Source organism: Streptosporangium carneum (assembly GCF_027922005.1).
Taxonomy (GTDB): Bacteria; Actinomycetota; Actinomycetes; order Streptosporangiales; family Streptosporangiaceae; genus Streptosporangium; species Streptosporangium carneum.
Genome location: NZ_BSEV01000059.1, coordinates 1 through 3,228 on the forward strand (window position 1 = coordinate 1; position 3,228 = coordinate 3,228).

A 3,228-nucleotide genomic window follows, 5' to 3' on the forward strand; every position below is an offset into this window, starting at 1 on the left:
CCAGCAGGAGTTGCTTTATGGTCAAGTCCTCGGCCTATTAGTACCGGTCAGCTCCACACATTACTGCGCTTCCACCTCCGGCCTATCAACCCGGTCGTCCACCGGGAGCCTTACCCCCTCACAGGGTGGGAGACCTCATCTCAAGGCGAGCTTCCCGCTTAGATGCTTTCAGCGGTTATCCCTTCCGAACGTAGCCAACCAGCCGTGCTCCTGGCGGAACAACTGGCACACCAGAGGTTCGTCCGTCCCGGTCCTCTCGTACTAGGGACAGCCCCTTTCAAGTCTCCTGCGCGCGCAGCGGATAGGGACCGAACTGTCTCGCGACGTTCTAAACCCAGCTCGCGTACCGCTTTAATGGGCGAACAGCCCAACCCTTGGGACCTACTCCAGCCCCAGGATGCGACGAGCCGACATCGAGGTGCCAAACCATCCCGTCGATATGGACTCTTGGGGAAGATCAGCCTGTTATCCCCGGGGTACCTTTTAGCCGTTGAGCGACGGCGCTTCCACATGCCACCGCCGGATCACTAGTCCCAGCTTTCGCTCCTGCTCGACCCGTCGGTCTCACAGTCAAGCTCCCTTGTGCACTTACACTCGACACCTGATTGCCAACCAGGCTGAGGGAACCTTTGGGCGCCTCCGTTACTCTTTAGGAGGCAACCGCCCCAGTTAAACTACCCACCAGACACTGTCCCTGATCCGGATCACGGACCCAAGTTAGACGTTCAAAACGACCAGAGTGGTATTTCACCAATGACTCCACCCCAACTAGCGTTGAAGCTTCACCGTCTCCCACCTATCCTACACAAACCGTTCCAAACGCCAATGTCAAGCTATAGTGAAGGTCCCGGGGTCTTTCCGTCCTGCTGCGCGTAACGAGCATCTTTACTCGTAGTGCAATTTCGCCGGGTCTGCGGTTGAGACAGCGGGGAAGTCGTTACGCCATTCGTGCAGGTCGGAACTTACCCGACAAGGAATTTCGCTACCTTAGGATGGTTATAGTTACCACCGCCGTTTACTGGCGCTTAAGTTCTCAGCGTCGCCGCATTACTGCAGCTAACCGGTCCCCTTAACGTTCCAGCACCGGGCAGGCGTCAGTCCGTATACATCGTCTTACGACTTCGCACGGACCTGTGTTTTTAGTAAACAGTCGCTTCCCCCTGGCCTCTGCGACCCCCACCAGCTCCGGACGCTAAGGCCCATCACCAGCGAAGGCCCCCCTTCTCCCGAAGTTACGGGGGCAATTTGCCGAGTTCCTTAACCACAGTTCACCCGATCGCCTTAGTATTCTCTACCTGACCACCTGAGTCGGTTTAGGGTACGGGCCGCCACGACACTCACTAGAGGCTTTTCTCGGCAGCATAGGATCACCCACTTCGCCACAATCGGCTCGGCATCACATCTCAGGATACATGAGAGGCGGATTTGCCTACCTCTCTCCCTACATGCTTACCCCAGGACAACCATCGCCTGGGCTGGGCTACCTTCCTGCGTCACCCCATCGCTTACCTACTACCAGATCAGGCCAGGCGTTCAGCCTCACCCACACCCCGAAGGGCGTCAGGGGCTTAAGGACCCTTAGTATCACTGGATTCAGTATTGGCGCATCGTAGCGGGTACGGGAATATCAACCCGTTGTCCATCGACTACGCCTGTCGGCCTCGCCTTAGGTCCCGACTTACCCTGGGCGGATTAGCCTGCCCCAGGAACCCTTGGTCATCCGGCGCAGAAGTTTCTCACTTCTGATTCGCTACTCATGCCTGCATTCTCACTCGCACGGCCTCCACAGCTGGATCACTCCGCTGCTTCGCCGGCCGCACGACGCTCCCCTACCCATCCACACACCCAGACAGACAAGCTGCCAGGCAACATGTGTGAATGCCACGACTTCGGCGGTGTACTTGAGCCCCGCTACATTGTCGGCGCAGAATCACTTGACCAGTGAGCTATTACGCACTCTTTCAAGGGTGGCTGCTTCTAAGCCAACCTCCTGGTTGTCACTGCGACTCCACATCCTTTCCCACTTAGCACACGCTTAGGGGCCTTAGTCGGTGATCTGGGCTGTTTCCCTCTCGACTACGGAGCTTATCCCCCGCAGTCTCACTGCTGCGCTCTCACTTACCGGCATTCGGAGTTTGGCTGACGTCAGTAACCCGGTAAGGCCCATCAGCCATCCAGTAGCTCTACCTCCGGCAAGAAACACGCAACGCTGCACCTAAATGCATTTCGGGGAGAACCAGCTATCACGGAGTTTGATTGGCCTTTCACCCCTAAACACAGGTCATCCCCCAGGTTTTCAACCCTGGTGGGTTCGGTCCTCCACGCGGTCTTACCCGCGCTTCAACCTGCCCATGCCTAGATCACTCCGCTTCGGGTCTACAGCATGCGACTCAAACGCCCTATTCAGACTCGCTTTCGCTACGGCTCCCCCACACGGGTTAACCTCGCCACACACCATAACTCGCAGGCTCATTCTTCAAAAGGCACGCAGTCACATCACAAACACCCGAAGATGTTTACGCTCCTACGGCTTGTAGGCACACGGTTTCAGGTACTATTTCACGACCCCTCACCGGGGCGCTTTTCACCTTTCCCTCACGGTACTAGTTCACTATCGGTCATCAGGGAGTATTTAGGCTTACCAGGTGGTCCTGGCAGATTCACACAGGATTTCTCGGGCCCCGTGCTACTTGGGATCCCCTCCAACAGTCGACAGGATTTCGCCTACCCGGCTCTCACGGTCTACGGCGCTTCTTCCCAGAAGCTTCGACTATCCCACCGATTTCTCACTGCTTGCGGCTTCGGCAGAAACCACCAGAGGGTCCCACAACCCCGCACACGCAACGCCTGCCGGCTATCACACGCATACGGTTTGGCCTCATCCGCTTTCGCTCACCACTACTCACGGAATCACTAATTTGTTTTCTCTTCCTACGGGTACTGAGATGTTTCACTTCCCCGCGTTACCACCAACCGCCCTATACATTCAGGCGGAGGCAACACCACATGACTGGTGCTAGGTTTCCCCATTCGGACATCCCCGGATCAAAGTCTGGTTGGCGACTCCCCGGGGCTTAACGCAGCCTCCCACGTCCTTCATCGGCTCCTGATGCCAAGGCATCCACCGTGTGCCCTAAAAAACTTGGCCACAAAGATGCTCGCGTCCACTATGCAAATCTCAAACAACAAACAGCGACCAAACCCGCCCCGCCACCACACACCCACCCA

General features: G+C 56.9%; 1 rRNA gene. It reads right to left on the reverse strand.

The features are described from left to right. Positions 1 to 17: 17 nt before the first annotated feature. Positions 18 to 3,148, reverse strand: a 23S ribosomal RNA gene (locus PKF00_RS43735). Positions 3,149 to 3,228 lie beyond the last annotated feature (80 nt).